13 protein-coding genes and 1 tRNA gene are annotated in these 18,095 nt (G+C 62.5%); 9 read left to right on the top strand and 5 right to left on the bottom strand.

The features are described 5' to 3' along the window. Positions 1 to 47 precede the first annotated feature (47 nt). Positions 48 to 1,016 (bottom strand): thymidylate synthase, encoded by a 969-nt coding sequence (gene thyA, locus OIK40_RS00575; RefSeq protein ID WP_273675331.1) that lies wholly within the window; start codon positions 1,014 to 1,016, stop codon positions 48 to 50. A gap of 112 nt (positions 1,017 to 1,128) precedes the next feature. On the opposite strand from thyA, the gene OIK40_RS00570 reads away from it, so the two are divergent. After that, positions 1,129 to 1,205 (top strand) — tRNA-Pro (locus OIK40_RS00570). A gap of 284 nt (positions 1,206 to 1,489) precedes the next feature. On the opposite strand, the gene OIK40_RS00565 is transcribed toward OIK40_RS00570, so the two are convergent. Beyond that, on the bottom strand, positions 1,490 to 3,781 hold the full coding sequence (locus OIK40_RS00565; RefSeq protein ID WP_273675330.1) for an EAL domain-containing protein: 2,292 nt from the start codon (positions 3,779 to 3,781) through the stop codon (positions 1,490 to 1,492). Positions 3,782 to 3,985: 204 nt separating this feature from the next. Continuing rightward, positions 3,986 to 4,468, bottom strand: a complete 483-nt coding sequence (locus OIK40_RS00560) for a DUF3429 domain-containing protein (protein ID WP_273675329.1) — start codon at positions 4,466 to 4,468, stop codon at positions 3,986 to 3,988. Positions 4,469 to 4,546: 78 nt separating this feature from the next. On the opposite strand from OIK40_RS00560, the gene OIK40_RS00555 reads away from it, so the two are divergent. The 3 genes from OIK40_RS00555 (at position 4,547) to OIK40_RS00545 (ending at position 7,397) form a co-directional block, all read left to right on the top strand. After that, complete coding sequence (locus tag OIK40_RS00555) at positions 4,547 to 5,320, top strand: SDR family NAD(P)-dependent oxidoreductase (protein ID WP_273675326.1); 774 nt, start codon at positions 4,547 to 4,549, stop codon at positions 5,318 to 5,320. Between the two features lie 70 nt (positions 5,321 to 5,390). Continuing rightward, positions 5,391 to 6,773 carry an ABC1 kinase family protein gene (locus OIK40_RS00550; RefSeq protein WP_273675324.1) on the top strand — a complete coding sequence of 461 codons (1,383 nt, stop codon included), beginning with the start codon at positions 5,391 to 5,393 and terminating at the stop codon, positions 6,771 to 6,773. A 123-nt stretch (positions 6,774 to 6,896) separates the two neighbouring features. Further along, positions 6,897 to 7,397 carry a low molecular weight protein-tyrosine-phosphatase gene (locus tag OIK40_RS00545; RefSeq protein ID WP_273675322.1) on the top strand — a complete coding sequence of 167 codons (501 nt, stop codon included), beginning with the start codon at positions 6,897 to 6,899 and terminating at the stop codon, positions 7,395 to 7,397. A gap of 6 nt (positions 7,398 to 7,403) precedes the next feature. Here OIK40_RS00545 and recG read toward each other — a convergent pair whose 3' ends face one another. After that, positions 7,404 to 9,467 (bottom strand): ATP-dependent DNA helicase RecG, encoded by a 2,064-nt coding sequence (recG, locus tag OIK40_RS00540; RefSeq protein ID WP_273675320.1) that lies wholly within the window; start codon positions 9,465 to 9,467, stop codon positions 7,404 to 7,406. Positions 9,468 to 9,539: 72 nt separating this feature from the next. On the opposite strand from recG, the gene OIK40_RS00535 reads away from it, so the two are divergent. Both OIK40_RS00535 and mfd read left to right on the top strand, forming a co-directional pair. Then, a complete protein-coding gene (locus OIK40_RS00535; protein WP_273675318.1) occupies positions 9,540 to 9,830 on the top strand; it encodes an FAD assembly factor SdhE in 291 nt (96 codons plus the stop codon). A gap of 66 nt (positions 9,831 to 9,896) precedes the next feature. After that, positions 9,897 to 13,412, top strand: coding sequence for a transcription-repair coupling factor (gene mfd / locus OIK40_RS00530; RefSeq protein WP_273675316.1), 3,516 nt, complete (start codon positions 9,897 to 9,899; stop codon positions 13,410 to 13,412). 401 nt (positions 13,413 to 13,813) lie between these two features. On the opposite strand, the gene OIK40_RS00525 is transcribed toward mfd, so the two are convergent. Continuing rightward, entirely contained in the window at positions 13,814 to 15,652 is a 1,839-nt protein-coding gene (locus OIK40_RS00525; protein ID WP_273675314.1) for a DUF885 domain-containing protein, read from the bottom strand. A 290-nt stretch (positions 15,653 to 15,942) separates the two neighbouring features. Here OIK40_RS00525 and OIK40_RS00520 point away from each other — a divergent pair, with 290 nt between their 5' ends. The 3 genes from OIK40_RS00520 (at position 15,943) to OIK40_RS00510 (ending at position 18,018) form a co-directional block, all read left to right on the top strand. Further along, positions 15,943 to 16,995, top strand: a complete 1,053-nt coding sequence (locus OIK40_RS00520; protein WP_273675312.1) for a BLUF domain-containing protein — start codon at positions 15,943 to 15,945, stop codon at positions 16,993 to 16,995. A 431-nt stretch (positions 16,996 to 17,426) separates the two neighbouring features. After that, on the top strand, positions 17,427 to 17,627 hold the full coding sequence (locus tag OIK40_RS00515; protein ID WP_273675311.1) for a hypothetical protein: 201 nt from the start codon (positions 17,427 to 17,429) through the stop codon (positions 17,625 to 17,627). Then, entirely contained in the window at positions 17,560 to 18,018 is a 459-nt protein-coding gene (locus OIK40_RS00510) for a DUF6481 family protein (protein WP_273675310.1), read from the top strand. Before OIK40_RS00515 ends, OIK40_RS00510 begins: the two co-directional genes overlap by 68 nt. Positions 18,019 to 18,095: the final 77 nt, after the last annotated feature.

Here is an 18,095-nt window from a genome sequence, read left to right as displayed (position 1 = left end):
TTTATTTCAACGCCTAAGAGCGGTCAAGCGCGCCGCGTCCGCGTGAGCTATACCGCAACAGGCGCGCTGATCGGGGGCAGCGGCGCGTAATCATGCACCACGAAATCATCGATCCGGTAGTCGAAAATTGTTTCGGGCCGGCGGGTGATTTCGAGCCGCGGGCTCCCCTGCGGCAGGCGCGATAGCTGTTCGTCGATCAGATGCGCGTGGTTGAGATAGAGGTGCACGTCCCCGCCCATCCACACCAGCTCTCCCGGGAGCATGTCCACCTGTTGCGCGATCATGCGGGTGAGCAGCGCCGCCGACCACAGGTTGAACGGCAGGCCCAGCGCCACATCGCAACTGCGCTGATACAGCAGGCAATTGAGGCGCGCGTCGGCTCCCTCGCCCGCGACATGGAACTGGTAGGTCTTGTGACAAGGCGGCAGCGCCATGCGATCAAGCTCGGCGACGTTCCAGCCCTCGATAATGTGGCGGCGACTGCCGGGGCTGGCGCGCAGCGATTCGATCACCTGCGCGACCTGGTTGATCCCCTCGCCCTTTTCATAGAGGCCATCGGGACGATAGCGATAGGTCGGCCAATCGACCCACTGCTTGCCATAGACCGGCCCGAGATCGCCCCAGCGCGCGGCGAAATCTTCGTCCTCGGCGATTCGCGCGACGAAATCTTCAAGACTGATCGCATCGCCCGTCTCGCGAACATAGCGCGCGTGCGGCCACTCGTTCCAGATCTTCACGCCTTGCAGCACCAGCGGACGGATATTGGTTTCACCCGTAAGGAACCACAGCAATTCGCGGGTCGCAGTCTTCCAGTACACCCGTTTGGTCGTAAGCAGCGGCATTGCGCCGTTTGCCAGATCGAACCTCAGCATCGCCCCGCAGATCGAGCGCGTGCCCACGCCGGTACGATCGATCCGCTCGCTTCCGGTTTCCCAGATCGCGCGCATCAGATCGAGATATTGCTGCTCGGGGTGCCGATTCGCTGGATCGGAAAGGGGAATCGCTACGCTCGCCATGGATGTGACTATAGGAGCGCAATTGCCCGCTTGCCACTGTGCTCATCCACACCTATAGGGCGCGCCTTGCCTCGACCCGCGTGGGGATTTCTTCATGCGGGACCGACACGGTCGGGGAGTAGCTCAGCCTGGTAGAGCACTGTCTTCGGGAGGCAGGGGCCGGAGGTTCGAATCCTCTCTCCCCGACCAATTATCTCATGAAAACATGCCGTTGACGGAGCGTCGCGCCTCAGGACGTAGGCGTGCATGAAGCCGCGAGCCGCGCGCTGGCAAAGCAATGACGAGGCGATTCATGACAAAGCGCCCGCTTGTGAGCACGAATCAAAAAAGCCCCGGTTTCCCGGGGCTTTTTCATAACTCCTGCGACGCCGAATTAGCGGCTACCGAAGAGGTGCGAGAACCAGCCCCACATAAAAAATCTCCTATCAGCTACCAACAAGCTGTAGAAGGCTTTAACACAAAATTAACCTTAATCAAATGCTAATCGCGATTCGGCGACCTCCCATCATGCCGATGAGTTCGGACATTGTGATCGCCCGGGAGAACAGGAAGCCCTGCGCCTGATCGCAACCCATGGCACGCAAGGCATCGGCCATGGCCTGATCCTCGACCCCTTCGGCGACCACGATCTTGCCGAGCGAATGGGCAATTTCGATCGTCGCGCGCACCACCGCCTTGCTCTCGTCCGAGCTCGCCATGTGCTGGACGAACTTCTTGTCGATCTTCAGTTCGGAGCTCGGCAGCTTTTCCAGATATTCGAGATTCGACTGGCCGGTACCAAAGTCGTCGATCGAAAGGCCGATCCCTCGCTGCTTGAGCGCGGCGATCTGGGGCGCAATCAGCTTGTCCTCAAGCTTGGCGGTCTCGGTCAGTTCGAGCGTCAGATTCTCGGCCGGGAAGCCGATTCGTCCCAGCATTGTCATCATGTCGAACAAAAGATGGGTATCACTCAGGCTTTTGGCCGACATGTTGACCGCGAGCTTGAAGCCGGGATCGATTGCGATGGCACGCCTGCCGTCGACCAGCGCGGCCTCCATCACGATCAGCGTCAGTTCGTTGATGCGGTCGGTCGCCTCTGCGGCCAACACCAGTTCCTGCGGATTGACGAAATCGTCGCCCTCGGGCTTCCAGCGGATCAGAGTCTCGGCCCCGACAATACTCCCCGTGGCGAGATCGATCTTGGGTTGGTAAGCGACGCCGATATTCCGCTCGCGCAGACCCTTTTCCAGCACGCGCATGATTTCCAGCCGCTGGTTGCGCGCTTCGAGATAGGCGGCGTCGTTGATGATGAAGCGCGCACCGCGCACTGCTGCCTCGTCGGCAGCCTGCATGGCCTTCTTGATCCGTTGGCCGAGAGGAAAGGCATGATTCGTGTCGATCCCGATCGCCGGCGTGCTGCTGGCCGATTGCCAGTCGTGGCTGATCGCGGTCTTGAGCATCAGTGCCAGCCCATCGGCGTGCCGTTCGAGGCTGACCGTGTCCATGCGCGGCGCGAGCCAAACGAGACTGTCGCGCTCGAAAGCGACATCCCCGGCCTCGCCCGGACCCTTCACATAGGTAATGAGGGTGTTGACGAATTCGCCCAATTCTCGCGCGCTCCAGTCTTCCGACATTTCGGCGAGATTGGCGATCTTGAGGGCATAGACATCAAGATCTTCATTGACGTTTTCGACATTGAGCGCCGAGGTCGTCATCGCATCGACCTCGCTGCTGTAATACTTCTTCGACAACCGCTGGAACCCGATGGCCGCAAACAACAACGCAAGCAGGCCCGACATCACGTCGATGTTGATCCCGAATTCGTCGAGCAAAAGCGGCGCCGCAAACAGCCCGGCGGCGGCAATCGTCAATGTTTGGACAGACCGACCGCGCGCGCGCGATTGCGAAACAACCGTGACAGCGACGACCAGAAGGGCCGGAATCCACATCAGGTCCAGCGGCACGCCCCGCTTGAGCGTATGTGCGCCCATGATGTGAAAATATGCCCCTGGAATCTTCCCGTCGCGAAGGGGCATGAGATAGTAGTCAGCGGACTCGTAATAAGCCTTGCCGACAACCACGCTTGCACCCTTAATTTTGTCCGGAGAGAATTTCCCTTCCAAAACATCGATATAGCTGATTGTCGGAATTGAATCGAGGTCGAAGGAATAATCCGGCCTGAAGCTGCGGTCTGGCCCGTTGTAACCGGCAAGAGCGGCCGACAGCGACGGATGCTTCTCACCGTCTAGAACGACACTGGTCGGGAAAACCACTGAAAGCCGGAAGGGGCTACCCATCCCGTTCATGGCCGCAAGGCGAGCGTGTTCGCGGAACGCGGGCAGCGGTACGATCTCCTCGACGACCTGAAATCCGATATTGTGCTTGGGTGCGATACCGAGCCAAACCTTGCCGTCGTGGCGTGCAAGGGTATCGGCGAACATCGCATCGGCCTTCGGGTTTTCCGGGTCGGCATGGGCGCGATCGAAAACGATCTTCTTTACGCCCGCTTCGATCAGGGCGTCGATCAGGCGACTGTCGTCAGTCCGCGAAGGCATACTGCGATTGAACGCATTCAACGTCTTATCGTCGATCGCGATCATCGCGACGTCCTGCGGTGCGGGACGCGAACGCAGTTCGGCACGGACGGCGCGGTAAAAATCCTCGGCCGGCAAAGGCAGGTCGATCGCCGCCGAAACCAGCCCGAACAGGATTGCAAAGATCGCGACCTTGAGGCGTTTGCGCCGCAGCAGGCCAGCACCCGAATTCAGAGCGTTTTCTTCAAGCAAAACAGCTCGATTGCCCCTGGCGCGCACGAGACCGCGTCGCAGGAATCCTGTCATTGATGCCAGGGATGCAATCATGGGCGCCCGGTTCCGTTCTCAAAAGCCGAGCATTTTCCTAGCGTGCAGTGGTTAATTCATCGCGAACGATGATCTGCCGCGGACTTCCGCGCGTGGCCCAATGCTAGCGCGAACGCTTTCGGAACAAGGTCAGACCAGCGCCTCCGCCAGAAGGCCCAGTGCCATGGTCAGACCACCAAGACCGACGGAAAGGTGCCAGCGCAGACGCAGAAAATCGGGTGCCGCATAGCCGAGCGCACGATCGACCAGCGGCGACAGGGCAATAAACGCACCCAGATAGAGCAGCGCCGGGGCCGGCCAGTCCCAGCCGAAGGTCCACGGCATGAAAAGCGCCACCGCCAGCAGGCTCGGCATCACTGCCACCACATAGGCCCCCGTCGTCGCAGGCTGGCCGCTTTTGGCGCTCTGTACGGCCTGTCCCCACCACACCCCGCCAAGGAAGCTGAAAATCGCCGCAGCATAGGCAAATCCCCCCGCCAGCGCGGAAAAGCGCCATTCGTGACCGCCCGCGACCATTGCCACGCACAGGATCTGCGGCAACAAGCCGGCATAGCCGAGCAGGCGGGCCGTGGTGGAAAGCGATGCTGCGGGGGTTGGAACCGGTGCTGTCATGCTGGCTCAAAAGACCGGACGGGCGCGAAGTTCCCGGCCACTTGCGGGACAGGGTCGATTGCGCCACCAAGCACAGCCATGAACCTGTTCGATCTCTCTGGCCAGACGGCCATCGTCACCGGCGGCAATGGCGGGCTTGGCCTTGCCATGGCCCGCGGGCTCGCAAAGGCGGGTGCCCATGTCGCTATTCTTGCCCGCAACGCTGCAAAGAATGCCGCTGCGGTGGAGGAACTGCGCGGTCTGGGGAATGGCGACGTGCTGGCGCTGACCTGCGATGTGGCAGAGGATGACGCAATCGCTTTGGCGATCGAACAGACGCTCGGTGCGTTCGGCCGGATCGATGCGTGTTTCGCCAATGCCGGGATTTCGGGCGCGGGCGTGGCGATCCCTGACATCACGCCCGAAGGCTGGGATCACACCATGGCCGTCAACACCCGCGGCGCTGCGCTGGTATACAAGCATGTTACCCGCCACATGATCGCGCGGGCGCAGGAAGGCGATCCGGGCGGCAAGCTGATCGCGACCTCGTCGGGCCAGTCGATCATGGGGGTCAACCGTTCGTCCGACTACGCCGCCTCCAAGGCCGCGCTCAACGGCCTCACCCGCGCCGCCGCCTTCGAGCTGGCGCGCTACCGGATCACCGCCAACGCGCTGCTTTTCGGCTATTATGAGACCGATATCACCGCCAAGGCCGACCCGAAATTTGCCGAGTGGATGAGCCGCCGCATCCCGCTGCGCCGCCCGGGCGACCATGCGGGGCTGGAAGGTCTGGCGGTATTCTTCGCATCGCCGCATTCGGACTACATCACCGGCCAATGCCTTCCCGTCGACGGCGGCTTGTGCATTTCCTGAGGGGAACGCCCGCCCTGCCCGACCGTTAGCCGCCCGATACCTTTCATCCGAACCGAAAGCCCCTCCCCCCGTGGCCAACGACGACATTCCCGACTTCCAGGACCTGCCCGAAGACCGCACCCGGCAGCGCGCCGTGCCGGCAGGCCGCGTGGCACGGTTCGGAACTTTCGGAAGACTGGTGGGCGGCGTCGCGGGCGGCATGGTGGCCGAAGGGGCGAGGCGTCTGGCGAGCGGTGAAGGCATCACCGCCCGCGACCTGATCCTTACCCCCGGCAATGTCCAGCGCCTGACCGACCGCCTTTCGCACCTGCGCGGCGCGGCGATGAAGATGGGGCAGATGATCAGCCTTGATGCGGGCGATTTCCTTCCAGAAGAATTGTCGCGCATTCTGGCCACCTTGCGCGATCAGGCCAATTTCATGCCGACCCGCCAGCTCGATCAGGTTCTCAGGAACGAATGGGGCCCCGACTGGCGCAAGCAGTTCCGCTGGTTCAACCCCCGTCCGATCGCAGCGGCGAGCATCGGTCAGGTGCACAAGGCGCTGACCCGCGACGGCGAAGAACTGGCGATCAAGGTGCAATATCCGGGCGTCGCCAAAAGCATCGACAGCGATGTCGATAATGTGATGACGTTGCTCAAGGTCGCGGGCTTCGCGCCGCCCGAACTGGAAATGGAAAAGTTGATGGCCGCGGCCAAGCAGCAGCTTCACGAGGAAGCCGATTACCAGCGCGAAGGCGAGCAGATGGCGATGTATCGCGCGCAGCTGGCCGATACCCCCGGTTTCGTCGTCCCGCGCCTGCACGAAGGACTCACCCGCGGCTCGATCCTCGCGATGAGCTTCGAGGACGGCGTCAGTATCGAGGAACTGGGCAACGAGCCGCCCGAGCGCCGCGACACGGTGTTCGCCAACCTGATCCGTCTGGTGGCGCGCGAATTGTTCGAATTCGGCGTGATGCAGACCGATCCCAACTTCGCCAATTTCCGTTACCGGCGCGAAACCGGCGAGATCGTTCTGCTCGATTTCGGCGCCTGCCGTGCGGTCGATCCGGCAGTGGCCAACGGCTATCGCAAGATGCTGCTCGCCGGATTGGAAGGCAACGCGCAGGAGGTGCTCGCTGCCACCATCGAGGCTGGTTTCATGATGCCGATCGTCGCCGAAAAACACCCCGATCGTGTCAACCGGATGATCGACATCGTCATCAACGAAATGCGCGAGGATGCGCCCTTCGATTTCGGCGACCGCGCCTTCATTCCGCTGCTGCGCGACGAAGGCTTTGCAATTGCGCAGGACAAGGACACCTGGGCCTTCCCGCCGATCGAGACGCTGTTCGTGCAGCGCAAGGTTTCGGGCACGGCCCTGCTCGGCGCAAGGTTGAAAGCGAAGGTCAATATCCGCCGCATCACGGAAGAAGTGCTCGCCAGCACATCGCCGCGCCCGCTGGCCGATGCCTGACCACGGCCAGCCCCCGGTTCACCCCCGTTAGGCCGCAGTTAACCCTTGTTTTGCGGAAGTTTCTCTTGGGAACCATGCAGCTTGGAATAGACAGGCTTACTTACTTGTAATAACGCTCGCGCCATGCATGGGAGGGGGCATAACACAGTCGCGGTGCTGTTCGTGTGTCTCGGCAATATCTGCCGGTCACCGATGGCCGAAGGCGCTTTTCGCGCAGCTGCTGCGCGCCGCGGCTTCGAATGCCACGTGGATTCGGCCGGCACGGCATCCTACCATATCGGCCACCCGCCCGATCCGCGTGCGATTGCCACGGCCGAGGCCAACGGCGTTACGATTTCCAGCCAGCGCGCCCGGCAGATCGAACGCAACGACTTCTACGCCTTTACCCATATCCTTGCGATGGACAGCGCCAATCTGGTCGGCATCAGGGCCCAGGCCCCGCGCGATGCGACGGCACGGATCGGGTTGTTCCTCGATGCGGTGGAGGGGCGCGGCGGCGAGCCAATCAGGGATCCCTATTACGGGGATGAAAGCGATTTCGACGCGGTGTGGCAGGACGTGACCCTTGCCGCGGATGCGCTGGTGGAACGCCTGATCAGGGACGGAGTCGAAGCCCGCTTCTAGAGCGGCCTATCCGCCACGCAGCAGTTGCACGCCCCAGTCGCGTTCGAACAGATAAAGCAGCAGCCGCGCCGCCTCGCCCCGTTCGCTGGTCAAGCCGCCATCGCGCTCCATCAGTAAACGGGCGTCGGCATGGGCGGCAGGCAACAACCGCTGCACCTGATCGAGGCTGGCAACATTGAACGCTGCCTCCCCCGATTGCCGCGTGCCGAGCAATTCGCCGCCGCCGCGCAATTCGAGGTCTTCTTCGGCGATACGGAACCCGTCCTGCGTCTCGCGCATCAGCGCCAGCCGTGCGCGGCCGGTTTCCGACAACTCCCCGCCGCGCAGCAGCAGGCAGACCGATTTTTCCGCGCCCCGCCCCACCCGGCCACGCAACTGGTGCAACTGGGCGAGGCCGAAGCGTTCCGCCTGCTCGATCACCATCAGCGTGGCGGCGGGCACGTCGACCCCGACCTCGATCACCGTGGTCGCTACCAGCAGCTTCGCCTGACCGCTGGCAAAGCGTTCCATATTCGCGTCCTTGATCTCGGGACGCAGCTGGCCATGGACCAGCACGACGTCGTCCCCGAACCGCTCCTTTAGCGCGGCATAGCGCGCCTCGGCGGCGGCGATATCGGCCACTTCGCTGTCGCGCACCATCGGGCACACCCAATAGGCCTGCTGCCCGCCCGCCAGATGCCGCGCGAGGCCTTCGACCACCTCATCCATCCGTTCCTGCGGGATGACGCGCGTGTCGATCGCCTGCCGCCCAGGAGGAAGCTCGTCGAGGCGGCTAACGTCCATCTCGCCATATTGCGCCAGCGTCAGCGATCGCGGGATCGGGGTCGCAGTCATGGCAAGGGTATGCGGCGCGCGCCGGCCCTTGCCCGCCAGCGCCAGCCGCTGCGCCACGCCAAAGCGGTGCTGTTCGTCAATCACCACCAGCGCCAGATCGCGGTAACTCACCGTGTCCTGAAAAATCGCGTGGGTGCCGACCAGAATGTCGATCGACCCGTCAAGCAGCCCCATCAGGATGCTCTCGCGCTCCCGCCCCTTTGCGCGCCCCGTCAGCAGCGCGATCTCCGCCCCCGTAGGTGCGGCCATCTTGCGCAGGGTCTCAAAATGCTGGCGCGCGAGAATTTCAGTCGGAGCAAGCAAGGCTGCCTGCTTTCCCGCCTCGACTGCGATCAGCATCGCTTCAAGAGCCACCACGGTCTTACCCGCGCCGACATCGCCCTGAAGCAGGCGCAGCATCGGTGCTTCCTGCGTCATATCCCCTTCAATCTCGGCGATCGAACGTTTTTGCGCGCCTGTCAGCGCGAAGGGCAGTTGCAGCTTCGCTCTAAGGCTGCCGTCACCCACCAGCGCCTGTCCGCGTTTCCGCCGCCCCTCCGCCTTGACCAGCAGCAGCGCGAGGCTGTTGGCGAGCAATTCGTCATAAGCCAGCCGGTCTCGCGCCTTTTCGTCGGTGCTTTCATGCGCCAACCGCAGCGCATCGCGCCATGTCGGCCAGCCTGCGCGTTCTAGCTGGCCCGGTTCGATCCATTCGGGCAGCTCCGGCAGACGCGCAAGCGCCTGTGCCGCGAAGTCGGCGATACGCGGCTGCGTGAGGCCTTCGGACAATCCGTAGACCGGCTCCGACAAGCGCCCCATGTTGGCCGCACTCTCCACCTCGATATGATCGGGATGGACGATCTGGAGCATGTCGCCATATCGATCGAGCCGCCCCGCGATCCAGCGCCGTTCGCCCACGGGAAGCAGTTTTTTCGCGGTATAGGCCGCCTTGCCGAACCATGTCAGCGCGCAGATATTGCCCGCCGAATCCTGTGCCAGCACACGATACGGCCCGCGGCTTCCGGCGCGCGGGCTGCGGTGTTCGACCGGGGTGAGCGCGACGATCACCTGTTCGCCCTCGTTGCCGTCGTCGAGATCGGCAATCGCGCGCCTGCTGACGAAACGTTCAGGCAGGTGATAGGCCACGTCCTTAACCCGCGCGAGCCCGAGCCGTTCGAGCGGCTTCAGCAGCTTCGGCCCGACGCCTTCGAGCGTCTGGACTTCGGCGAACAGCGGATTGAGAGCCTCGGGGCGCATGATGCATCCGCTACCATCACGGTTGCGTCTTTGCGAGTTGTGCCTGCGCAAGCCTGTGGCTAGGTGAGCCGCATGACCTACACTCCTTCCTCTGCCCCATCTTTCGAACAGCGTCTTGCCCGCGCAAAGTTCCGTTCCTGGCATCGCGGCACGCGCGAGGCCGATTACATGATCGGCGGCTTCTACGATCGCTATCACGCCCGGTGGGGCGAGGCCGAGCTGGCATGGTTCGAAGCCCTGCTTGATGAAGACGATGTCGACGTGATGGCATGGGCGCTCGGCAGCCAGACCCCGCCTGCCCATCTGGCAGGCGATCTGCTGGCGGCGATGCAGAAACTCGATTACGTCGACATCCCGCGCTAGGGGCGCAGCCGCCCCGCCCGTTTTTGCGGGAACCGCTCCGGCGCGCGGGGCTTGACTGGAAACACAATGCCCGACCTCAACCGCATCCTTGCAGCGCGCGACCCGCTGACCCTGTCCTCGCTGCCGCGCGGCAGCTTGCCGCTGGTGCTGTCCGATCTCGCCCGCGCAAGCCAGGGGGTAAAGGGCGGCCAGCGCGCGGTGTTCATCGCACCGGACGAAGCGGCCATGCGGTCCGCGGCAGATGCGGCGCGCTTCTTCGCGCCCGAAGTTGAAGTGCTGACCTTCCCCGCATGGGACTGCCTGCCCTATGACCGCGCCAGCCCGGCGCTGTCGATCAGCGCGGAACGGCTGGCGACGTTGCACCGGTTGCAGAACCCGGCAGGTAGCGCCCAGTTGCTGCTCACCACGGTCAATGCCGTGCTGCAACGGGTGCTTACCCCTTTCCGGGTCCGCGAGTCCGTGCGCGAATTCAGAGTCGGCACGCAGATTGGACATGACAGCCTCGCCGCGCTGCTGACCCGGCAGGGCTATTCGCGCACCGACACGGTGATCGACCACGGCGAATTCGCGGTGCGCGGTTCGATTGTAGACATCTTCCCCTCCAGCCTTGATGCAGGACTGCGGCTCGATTTCTTCGGCGACGAGCTGGAGTCCCTTCGTCTGTTCGATCCCGCCACCCAGCTGACGGTGGAGCGGGTGGATTCGCACCTGCTTCTGCCTGCGTCCGAGGCGCTGGTGGACGACGACAGCATCAAGCGTTTCCGCACCCGTTACCGCGAACTGTTCGGTGCCCATGCCACGCAGGATCCGCTTTACGAGGCGATTTCGGACGGGCGCCGGCTGGCCGGGATGGAACACTGGCTGCCGCTGTTCGAGGAACGGCTCGCCACGCTGTTCGATCATCTTGCCAAGAATGATCTGCTGGTAATCGATCAGGGCGCGCTGGGCGCGGCCGAGGAGCGTCTGTCGGATATCGCCGATTACCACGAACAGCGCGGTCGGATCGCGGGCGAGCGGAAAGGCAGTTACCGCCCGTTGTCGCCGGATGCGCTTTACCTCACCCGCGCAGAATTCGACGCGGCGCTGACGGCCGGCCCTGCGCATCGGGCCAGCGGATTTGCTGCCGAAGCCGGTAGCGGGACAGTCGATTTCGGCTTCCGCTCGGCCCGCGATTTTTCGCCCGAGCGGGGACGCGGAGAGAATGTCTATGAAGCTGCCGCGGCACACTTCAAGACAATCGCCAAGGCCGGACGCAAGCCGCTGTTCGCGGCCTATTCCACCGGCAGCGCGCGCCGCATCGCGTCGATCCTGGAAGAAGCCGGCGCCCCCACCGCGCTCGCCGATAGCTGGCAGCAAGGTTTGGGCCTTGCGGCAAAGGCCAAGGTTGCAGTGCTGGTTCTGCCGCTTGAAACCGGCTTTGCCAACGACACGCTGGAACTGCTCACCGAAGCCGACGTGCTCGGCGACCGGCTGGTGCGGCGCAAGAAGAAGCGCAAGGATTCCGACGCCTTCCTTGCCGAACTTCAGGCCCTGTCGCGCGGCGATCTGGTGGTTCATGTCGAACACGGGATTGGCAAATATCTCGGCCTTGAACCGATCCCGGTGGGCAAGAGCCAGCACGATTGCGTCGCGCTGGAATATGCGGGCGGCGACAAGCTGTTCATCCCGGTCGAGAATATTGACGTTCTTTCCCGTTACGGCTCGTCCGATCAGGTCGTCCCGCTTGACCGGCTGGGCGGAGAGGCGTGGCAACGCCGCCGCGCCAAGCTGAAGGAACGCATCACCGCAATCGCGGGCGAGCTGATGAAGGTCGCCGCCGAACGCGCCTTGAAACAGGCCCCCGCCCTGCCCGCCGATCCCGCGACCCTCAACCAGTTCGTCGATCGCTTCCCGTGGTCGGAAACCGAAGATCAGGAACGCGCCATCGCCGATGTGCTGGGCGATCTTGAAAGCGGGCGACCGATGGACCGGCTGGTGTGCGGCGATGTCGGCTTCGGCAAGACCGAGGTCGCCCTGCGCGCCGCCTTCGTCGCCGCCATGAACGGCCAGCAGGTTGCGATTGTGGCACCGACCACCCTGCTCGCCCGTCAGCACTACCAGAACTTTGCCGAGCGTTTTGCCGGCTTCCCGCTCAAGGTCGGTCGCCTGTCGCGCCTTGTCTCGGCCAAGGAAGCCGCCGAAACCCGCGAGGGGCTGGAAGCCGGACAGATCGACCTTGTCGTCGGCACCCACGCGATCCTTTCCAAGTCCACCAAATTCAAGAACCTCGGCCTCGTCATCGTCGACGAGGAGCAGCGGTTTGGCGTCACCCACAAGGAAAAGCTGAAGCAGCTGCGGGCCGACGTCCACGTGCTGACCCTCACCGCCACGCCGATTCCGCGCACGCTCCAGATGGCGATGAGCGGCCTGCGCGAACTTTCCACCATCCAGACCCCGCCGGTCGATCGTCTTGCCGTGCGCACCTACGTCATGGAGTGGGACGACATGGTGATCCGCGAAGCCCTGCTGCGCGAACATCACCGCGGCGGGCAAAGCTTCATCGTCGTGCCGCGCATCTCCGACATGGCCAACGTCGAGGAATGGCTGCGTGAACACGTGCCCGAGATCAAATCGGTCTCCGCCCACGGCCAGATGTCGCCCAGCGAGGTCGAGGAGCGCATGGGCGCCTTCTACGACCGGAAATATGACGTGCTGCTATCGACCACCATCGTAGAAAGCGGGCTCGATATCCCCTCGGCCAACACGATCATCATCCACCGCGCCGACCGCTTCGGTCTTGCCCAGCTTTACCAGCTGCGCGGCCGCGTCGGGCGGGCCAAGCTGCGCGCCTATGCCTATCTCACGCACGAGAAAGACGTCGCACTGTCCGAAGTCGCGCAGAAGCGGCTGAAGGTGCTCGGCGACCTCGACAGCCTCGGCGCGGGCTTTCAGCTGGCGAGCCACGATCTCGACATTCGCGGCGCGGGCAACCTTCTGGGCGACGAGCAATCGGGCCACATCCGCGAAGTCGGCTTCGAGCTTTATCAGGCGATGCTGGAGGAGGCGATCCTTGCGGCCAAGGCGGGCGAAATGGGCCTCGAACGGCCTCGCGAAAAGGTCAGCCCCCAGATCACCGTCGATGCACCGATCATGATCCCGGAGGATTACGTCCCCGATCTGGCGGTCAGAATGGCGCTCTACCGCCGCCTCAACCAGGCCGAAGGGCAGAACGAGATCGAGAGCCTCGCCGCCGAAATGATCGACCGCTTCGGCGACCTGCCGCAGCCGACCAAGAACCTCATCCGCCTGATCGAGATCAAGCATCAGGCGATCGCCGCCAACATCGCCAAGATCGACGTCGGCGCCCGCGGCACGCTGGTGGGCTTCCACAACGACGACTTCCCCGATCCGGCGGGCCTTATCGCCTATGTCGAACGGCTCAATCAGGGCGGCAAGGACACCGCCCGCCTGCGCCCCGACATGAAGCTGGTGATCAACCGCGCATGGGGCGATCCGGCCAGCCGCCTGAACGGGTTGTTCCAGCTGACCAAGGGGCTTTCGGGCATCGTGAAAAAGGCGGCCAAGGCAAGGAAAGCGGCCTGAGCCTGCCCCCGGTCTAAGTGCGCAACAATATTACAAAGTATACAAAGGTGACACCGTGTCACCTTTGCGAGATATCATTTTCTCTCGTTTTTTCAGAATCGTAAACCCTGTCCGGTCCAGCGGACGGACAGTGGCGGAGAGCGCGAAATCGCGTCTGGCGGCTGTGAAACCACCCTTGCAGCAATGCGAAAGAGCCGCGCCGAAGCTACGCGCCCGGCCGCCTGTAGGAAACGGCCGCTATTGCCTTCGACAGGCCGGAAGCTGCCGTTTCAGAAGTCAGGATTTGGCGTTTCGTCCTTTGGTTATAGCGCCAGACTTTTCTTGATAGACGGTCGAATGGATCGGGCGGTGCCGGTGGCAATCTGCTTTGTCCCTTGCCTTGTGCGATTACGCGGCATTGGCTAGCCGCCCTTAACGGAAGCAATCCAGTTATCGACTTGCCTTTCCAGGATGGGAAGCGGGACATCTCCCCCTCCAAGAACCGTGTCGTGGAAACCGCGGATATCGAAATTTTCTCCCAATTCCCGTTCGGCCTTGGCGCGCAGTTCCTGAATGCGGATCATCCCGATCTTGTAGGAGGTGGCCTGTCCCGGCAGCACGAAATACCGCCGCACTTCTGATCGGGCGGTCGTTTCCGGCAGGGGAGCGTTTTCAAGGCAGTAAGCTACCGCTTCGTCCTCGGTCCAGCCCTTGGAATGGATGCCGGTGTCAACGACCAAGCGGATCGCCCGCCACATTTCGTTCTGCAACCGGCCGAAATCGGAATAGGGGTCTTCAAACCCACCCATTTCCTTGGCCAATGCTTCGGCATACAGGCCCCAGCCTTCTCCATAAGCAGGGATGTAGTTGCCCTGCGCCCGAAACAGCGGGACGCCTTCAAGCTCTTGCGCGATGGAGCTTTGCATATGGTGGCCGGGATTCCCCTCATGATAGGCAATCGTTTCGAGCACCGGGATAGGCATGGCGCGCATATCTGAAAGGTGCGCATAATAGATGCCTGGACGCGTCCCGTCTGGCGAGCCAGTCTGATAATGTTGCGCGGCGCCGTCTTGTTCGCGGAACGGTTCCACACGGCGCACTTCAAGCCTGGCCTTGGGCAACCGACCAAAGAATTCCGGCAAGCGCTTTGAAAGCGTCTCGATATGCATGGTCGCGCGATCGATATACATCTTCGCGCCCGCATCGCCATTCGGGAAGAAGAACCGATCGTCTTCGCGGACGAATTCGAAGAATTCTTCCAGCGATCCTTCGAAACCGGTTTCGTCCTTCAGCGCTTCCATTTCGCCGCGGATACGTGCAACTTCGCTAAGGCCGAGATTGTGAATTTCATCTGCGCTAAGCTGCGTGGTCGTCATCTGCGCGAGTTGGTGAGCATAATATGCCTCACCCCTGGGTAGTGCCGATACGCCTTTGGCGATCTCGTCGCTATTCGGGCGATCTTGCGTCATCCAGTCGATGATCCGCTGATAGGCTGGGCCGGTTTCCTGCGTCAGTGTAACGCGCGCCTGTTCCAGCAATTGGTCTGAGCGTTCCTGCGTGATGGTGCCATCTTCGACCAGCTTTGCGAGACGCGTCAAAGTCCCTTCCCAAAGCGCCGAGGGCTTGCCGTCATCAAATGGCGCACCGGTGATCAGGCCCCGTGATTCCTCGATTACAAAATCATAGGCGAAGCGCGGGGGGCGAACGCCTTTGCCGGCATTGGCCTGTGCCTTTGCAAGCGATTGATCCATTGCCTTTCCAATGCCGCCAAGCCGGGCAATGAATGCCTCCATCTCGCCCTCGCTTTCGACGCTGTGGAAGCTCAGCACGCGGCTTGGTATGCCGGTATGTGCGCCGTCCATCTGTTCAAGGACGAAGTGATGGTCGAAGAATTCCGCCGCGCGTTCGGCTTCTTCTGCGCGGAATTTGAACAGGTCAAAGGACAGCTTCGCATCCTCCGACAGTTCATCATAATCGAAATTGGCCTCCATCTCAGCGACGGATTGCTGCCACCACGCGACCTGCGCCAGCGCGGCCTCCATGCTCAGATCATCAATCTTGTCATAGTCGGTCTTTCTCCCCAGCGCCGTCTGGCGAAGTGGGCTGAAAGCCAGCTCTTGTTCGAACTTGGTGTCGAACCATTGGTTCAGGCATTCAGTCTGCGTGGTCGCGCAATCAATCGTTGCAACAGGTGGCGTCAGCATCTGGCAACCCGTTAACGGCGCCGATGCCAGCAACAGAGCTACGATTCTGATTTTCATTATTTTCCCCAATGTCTGCGCGCCTTGATGCAAGCATGGGGGGTTTTCCGCCTAAAAGAAACCCTATTGGCGCTGTCAGTCGGCAGCTCGCCGACGGCGTTTCACGAATTGCCGCTTGACGATAGTCGCATCAGGGAAGAAGCTGACGGTGCTGGTCGGCGCCGCTCTTATCAAGGATCGCGCCGGACAAACAGATTTGGGGCGGATGGGGATCGTCTGCCGGACTGCTTGGCGTGGCATAGCTGCGCCTTGATTGCCGATGTTCCTCGTCGCCCGGATGGGAGAGGAATATGCCGGTTGACGAAACGCAAAGGCCGAAAGGCCCCACAGGGTGGATCGCGTCGCTGACATACAAAAGCGTCGCCACCGCTGCCCCGCGTGCAAGCGACCTCGATCTGCTCGCCGGCAAGGCCCGCGCCCGGAACCGCAGCCTCGATGTGACGGGCATGCTATTGTTCGAAAAGGGCTGTTTTCTCCAGACTCTCGAAGGTCCGCCCAAGGCCGTGGCCGAGCTGTGGTCATCGATCGAGCGCGACGGGCGGCACAATCATATCGAAGTGCTGAGCGAGCATATGACCGCAGCACGGGTATTCTCGGACTGGAATCTGCTGCTCGATGGCCGGTTTGCCGATATGCCGCGCGAGGCTGCGGCGCCGCCCGCCATTCCGCCGGCCGTGGCCGGGCATCTGGCGCGACTGGTCGAACTGGCGCTCAATGCCGATGATCTGGCGATCAACACGATGATCGCCGGCTTTGCCGAGCAGGGATGGACGAGTGAGGCGATCCTTTCGCTGCTGATCGAACCGGCCGGCCGCGCGCTCGGGGATGCGTGGCTTGATGATCGATGCAGCGAACTTGATCTGACCATCGGCCTCAGCATGTTGCAGCTGGCGGGGCACGCGATCCGTTATAGCCCGTCCGCACAGTCGATCCGCAACAGCCGTTACAGCATCCTGCTGGCGACCGCGCCGGGCGAGAAGCACATGCTCGGCACCGCGCTTCTGGCCGATCAGTTTCTGGCGCAGGGATGGCAGGTCGACATGGCCTTCCCCGAAAGCGAGGAGGCACTGACCAACCAGCTGAATGCGCAGCATCCCGATGCGGTGGACATCGGCCTGTCGGACGCCATGCCGCGCCAGCACGCCATCGACCAGCTGCGCAGCACCATCGAGCACAGCCGGCTGGTCGTTTCCGAACACCCGACGGTGGTATCGGTCGGCGGCCGGCTGTTTGCCGAAGCCACCGCGACGGCGCGCACCGTAGGGGCGGATCACGCCCGCAAGGGCCTTGCCGGAACCAGCGTTCGTCTGGCCGAACTTGTTCGTCAAACCCGCAAGGCCTGAAGCGCGAAGCCGAATTAACTTGAAATTTTATAATAATGCTTCATAAGAACATTTCTTCACGTCGCTTGCGACGGAATCTGATCGGCGCCTCGGGCGTTCTTGGGCTCGGCGTAATCGCCAAGTAGCTCTGAAACCGCTTCCGACGACCACATTTTCCTTTTCATGCAGCATGGACCCGCAGCGGGATTGGCCCGTCTGCGCGCTAATCTAATTTGCAGAGACTACATGAACTTTATTACGAGCGGTCCACACTTCGACCGCACCAGGGCGAACCGCGCAACATTGCCGCAGCATCGCCGACACCACTCGCCGCAACAACCCTACGCCTTCCTTTCCGCGCGCGATTTGCGCGGGATGGTTGCGGCTATGGTCGATTGATGAGGCACCAACACAGACAAACCGGGCGTCGTGCCCTCAAGGGAGGTCGCACCATGGATATCAATCACGAATACGCCGCGCACCAATCGGCGCTGATGCGCGCCGAGGTTGCCGAACATCAGGATCAACGCAAACGCCAGTTCGCCAAGGCATCCGATATCGCGGGCCGGATCAGCGCATTCCAGCTTGAACTCGGCGCTGCGGCCGCTTGCGCCTGGAGCGCTGCGCGCCTTGCGGCGGCCGAACAAAGCTGAACGCGCGACAATTGAACATGAAAGCCGCGCTGCACCCGAGCGGTCCGGCAGGAGACGTCAGATGAATGGTTACAATGCACCAAGTTTTCAGGAACGGGCTGCGGCCTCGTTGCAGGCGAAGGAAAAGGCTCTGGCGAAGTTGAAGGCAGCGCCGCAGCTCGATGCAGCCGAGCTGGCATTGCGCGCAAAGCGACGTGTGGAGCGCGAAGCGCTTGCCGCCGCCAAGGCCGCAAAGGTGCGTCAGCAGAGAGAAGAAAAGCAACGCCTCGCAGACGAACAGCGAGCGGAGAGCAAAGCGGCAAAGATCAAGGCCGCGCTGCCCAAGCGGACCGAGGCCGAGCTGAAGGCAGCGCGCGACGCGCGCTATGCCGCGCGCAAAAGTCGCAAATAAGCTGCCAGGCTGACTGCCGCGAAAGCGAGAATTGCCGAGCCGGAGATCGGCCTGCCGAAGCTGGCCGGATGCAACAC

This window comes from Erythrobacter fulvus (assembly GCF_028595285.1).
Lineage (GTDB): Bacteria > Pseudomonadota > Alphaproteobacteria > Sphingomonadales > Sphingomonadaceae > Erythrobacter > Erythrobacter fulvus.
Note: the sequence above shows the minus strand (reverse complement) of the source record. Positions and strands in the feature narration are given on the sequence as shown.